Origin of the sequence: Synechococcus sp. R6-10, from assembly GCF_047461815.1 — a bacterium.
Classification (GTDB): domain Bacteria; phylum Cyanobacteriota; class Cyanobacteriia; order Thermostichales; family Thermostichaceae; genus Thermostichus.
Genome location: NZ_JANSHW010000246.1, coordinates 1 through 4155 on the forward strand (window position 1 = coordinate 1; position 4155 = coordinate 4155).

A 4155-nucleotide genomic window follows, 5' to 3' on the forward strand; every position below is an offset into this window, starting at 1 on the left:
AAGTTGGCCTCGCTGAGGTTGGCTTGGCTGAGGTTGGCTCCTCTCAAGTTGGCCGCGGCCAGCCTCGCCCCTCTGAGATTTGCTCGCGTCAGGTCTCTTCCCCTCAGGTCGGCCCGCTCCAAGTTGGCTCCGCTCAAGTCGGCTTGGGCTAGGCTTTCCCCCTGGGCAACGCCGTTGATGATTGTCCACACCAGGTGCCACTTGGGATCCATCTGCGTTTTGGGAGAAATGACAACCCACCTCAAGTTGGCGTCCGTTAGGTTGGCCCCCAGCAAGCTGGCGCCGATGAGGTTGGTGCCCAGGAGGTTGGCTCCGCTCAGGTTGGCTCCGTTCAGATCGGCCCCGCTGAGGTCTGCTTGAGTTAGATTGGCTCCGCTCAGGTTGGCATGGCTGAGATTCACCTGGCTCAGTCTCGCGCGGTTTAGGTTTGCTCCTCTCAAGTCTGCCCCACTCAGATCTCGCTGACTGAGGTTGGCCTTTCTCAAATCCGCCCAGCGGAAATCTCGCTCGCCAGCCTCCAATTTTGCCCCCAGATCTCCCACCGGACGAAGGGTAACCGGATAGGCTTTCGCGATTTGGATAAGTTGGGGATCACCCGAATCCATTAGGGTTGTCCAGAGAGCAAACTGCTTTTCCCAATCCAGAGGTTGGTTTAGGGTTTGGAGGAGAAGCTCTCTGCCTTTTCCGTTGTAATGGCTAAAACATTTGATGGCGCCGTTTGCGCTTCTGGGATCCTTGCCTCTCAAAACCGGCTGGAGGATCTCTAAACTGCAATCGATATTGCCCAGATCTTTATCAGTAACTGTAGGCACGCCTCATCCCCCCTTTGGCTGCTTTGTTCCTATTCTTGCTATGGGCTTAGAGAGGGTCAAGACCAGTTCAGGGAATTCCCTTAGAAAGGTTAACCTTTGATACAGGAATTCAATCCTTTTTCAAATTCCCTGATCCAAGATAGCGAGCTGAGGAAGAGGGAACTTCCATTTTGGCTATCGGCTTGCTTCTGCCTTGCCGGCGGCTGGTGCTGCAGCTTTTCCCTCAGCCTCGGCCAAGGGATCCCGGCAGGCAACACAAGCAGGGTAGGCAGACAAATACAAGGTGTTGCGGCGGCCAAACCACTCGTAGCGGTGATCTCGGATCTGTTCGTAGCCTCGATCCCCAAGACCCTTCAAGCCAGGGAAGCTGCGGTACAGAGCCAACCACAGCTCCCCGCCCGGCAGAAGAGCAGCAATCTGTTCAACGGCGGCGGATCCCTGCCAACGGCGCTCCGGCTGCTCCAGGTCGATGAGGATCATCCCCAGCTCCACCTGCTCCGGCGGGATCCCCCATTGGGCCAAGGCAGAGGCATCTTGCATGGGGGCATAGCAAAACCGTTGCCCGCGATCCAGTTGCTCCAAGAGCTGAACGCCGGTGGCACAGAGGTTGCAGAGGCCGTCGTAGATAACCATGTAGGGCATGGTGGGATCCCTCAGGCGGGCTGACCCAAAATCTGGGCTTGGTACTGGGCTTCGGTAAGCAGTTGCCGAGGCTGCCGCTGCAGGAACACCCGACCCATCAGGTGATCGTATTCGTGCTGAAAGATCCGCGCCGGAAAATCCTGCCAGACCACCCTTTGCTGAACGCCTTCTGGAGTGTAATACTCCACCTCCACTTCGCGGGCGCGGGCCACCAGACCACGGCAATTGGGCACACTCAAGCAGCCTTCCCAACCCAGCACCTGGTCAGAACTGCAAGCCAGCAGACGGGGGTTAACCATCACCAGAGGCTGCATTTGCGGCGCTTCCGGGTAGCGGGGATTGGGACGAGAGGCCACGATCAGCACTTGGAGCAGGGATCCCACCTGAGGAGCAGCCAAGCCCACCCCCTGCGCCTCTTTCAGGGTAGCCAGCATACCTTCTATAAGATCCTGCAAGGCCGGCGTTTTGAACTCCGTCACCGGCTCGGCCACTTGCGTCAGGATGGGATCCCCCAATTGGCGTAGGCGAAAAGTCATGGCTTGCCCCAAGCAATTCTTCTTCTCAGTCTAGCGGGGATCCCTGAGCAGCCTAGCGGCTCTTGCCAGTAGCCACCAGTTCCAGGGCCAGCTTGGAGCGCTTCAGCCCTTCTGGGATGGGGATGGGGTAGTGGCCGGTAAAGCAAGCGGAGCAGAACGAGTTGGGATCCCGGCCCGTGGCAGCCAGCATGCCTTCCCAGCTCAGGTAGGCCAAAGAATCCACTCCAATCTTCTCGGCGATTTCCTCTACGGAATGCTGGGCAGCAATCAACTGATCCTGGCTATCGGTATCGATGCCGTAGAAGCAGGGATGGGTGACCGGGGGGCTGGAAATGCGCATGTGGACCTGGGTAGCCCCCGCCTGGCGCAGGGCCTTGACGATTTTCTGGCTGGTGGTGCCCCGCACAATTGAGTCGTCCACAATAACAATCCGCTTCCCCCCCAGCACATCCTCCAGGGGGTTGAGCTTCATGCGAATGCCCCGCTCCCGCATGGATTGGGTGGGCTGAATAAAGGTGCGGCCCACGTAGCGATTTTTGATCAGCCCTTCGGTGTAAGGGATCCCCGACTGGCGAGCATAGCCAATGGCCGCCGGCGTGCCGGAATCGGGAACGGAGATCACCCAGTCGGCCTCTGCCGGAGCCTCCTTGGCCAGTTGTTCTCCCAGCCGCACCCGGTAGGAGTAGAGGCTTTCCCCGTGCATCCAACTGTCTGGGCGGGCGAAGTAGATCATCTCGAAGATGCACAACTTGGGGGTGGCCTCCGCCCAACGCACCGATTGCAGCCCCTGACGGCTGATCCACACCAACTCTCCCGGCTCCACCTGCCGCAGAGGGTCGGCCCCAATGATATCCAAAGCACAGGTTTCTGAAGCCAACACGTAATGCAGCGGCTCGGCCTCGGGGTGGCTGAGGGTGCCGTCGCTGCAGATGATCTCCAGCATCTGCGGCTGCAGCAGCTCATCCAGAGCGGGGTTGCTGCTCAAAAGCCCCAACACCAGCGGACGCACCCCATAGGGATCCCGTGCCCCGATCAGGCCCTCTGGCGTGCCGATCACCAGACTAAAAGCCCCCTGACAGCGGCGCAAAGCTTGGCAAGTGGCCGCGATCCAATCTTGACCTTGGTTCACCGCCTGGGCAATGGCGTGGGCAATACACTCGGAGTCGGTGCTGCTGGTTAGGTGCCGGTCGGCGGCCTCCAGTTCCTTCCGCAGCTCTTCCGCATTGACCAAATTGCCGTTGTGGGCCAGAGCCAGCGGCCCCAGGCGAGTCTCCACGATCACCGGCTGAGCATTGGCCACGCGGCTGGATCCAGTGGTGGAGTAGCGGGTGTGACCAACCGCCAGATCCCCGGTCAGTTGGGCCAAGTTCACTTCATCGAAGACCTGGGAGACCAAGCCCATCGCCTTGTGAACCCGGCAAAAGGATCCCTCAAAAGTGGCGATCCCTGCCGATTCTTGGCCGCGATGCTGCAAGGCAAATAGGCCAAAGTAGGCCAGCTTGGCCACCTCCTCTCCTGGAGCCAGGATGCCAAAGACCCCGCAAGCCTCTTGCAGCTCTTCCCGAGCATACCCCGCCCCGCTGATGTTTTCTGAGGGGTACAGGGCATCAACGCCAACGGCAGTCTGCCCCTCTGCTTCTCCACAGCCAGAAGATGGTTCTGCTCCCGCCCTTGCTGCCATGGATCCTCGTCTTGCTGTCACGCTTACCAGTCTAACTCGGCCCAGGTCATTCCCCTCTATCTGGCTTCACCCCCAAAGGGGAAGTCCACAGGTGGGGTTTGCAAAAAGCTAAGACTCTATCTATAGTGTTAGCAGCGTGTAAGCGCTGCTGTGGCTGAGAAGCAGCCTGGCCGAGTTTTTGAGTTGGACACCACCAAGGCTCGGCTCTCCCAGAACCGGCAGGATCCCAAAGCTTTGTGTTGTGAGGAGTCAAACCCCATGAGACAGCAGCCCCATAGGTTCCGTCAGAGCTGGACGTTAGCAGCCTCCTCTGTAATAAGGGCCAGTGTAGCCGCTCTTCTGTCGTTGTCACTGGTGGCTTGCCAAGAAGATGCCGGCGAACAGCCTGCGGTTACCATCACGCCGATAGCGGTGGTGGCTCCAACGCCCACTCCTTTCCTCATCCCCAGTCCTGTCCCTACGCCGCCGCCCACCCCTCTGCCTA

General features: G+C 59.3%; 4 protein-coding genes. All 4 read right to left on the bottom strand.

What is annotated here, in order from left to right; translation table 11 throughout:
* On the bottom strand, window positions 1-605 hold a 605-nt coding region (locus NW837_RS07695), incomplete at its 3' end, for a pentapeptide repeat-containing protein (protein ID WP_414330394.1).
* A gap of 381 nt (window positions 606-986) precedes the next feature.
* Complete coding sequence (locus NW837_RS07700) at window positions 987-1454, bottom strand: thiol-disulfide oxidoreductase DCC family protein (protein ID WP_414330395.1); 468 nt, start codon at window positions 1452-1454, stop codon at window positions 987-989.
* An 11-nt stretch (window positions 1455-1465) separates the two neighbouring features.
* Entirely contained in the window at window positions 1466-1990 is a 525-nt protein-coding gene (def, locus tag NW837_RS07705; protein WP_414330398.1) for a peptide deformylase, read from the bottom strand.
* A 52-nt stretch (window positions 1991-2042) separates the two neighbouring features.
* Window positions 2043-3671 (bottom strand): amidophosphoribosyltransferase, encoded by a 1629-nt coding sequence (gene purF, locus NW837_RS07710; RefSeq protein ID WP_414330401.1) that lies wholly within the window; start codon window positions 3669-3671, stop codon window positions 2043-2045.
* Window positions 3672-4155 lie beyond the last annotated feature (484 nt).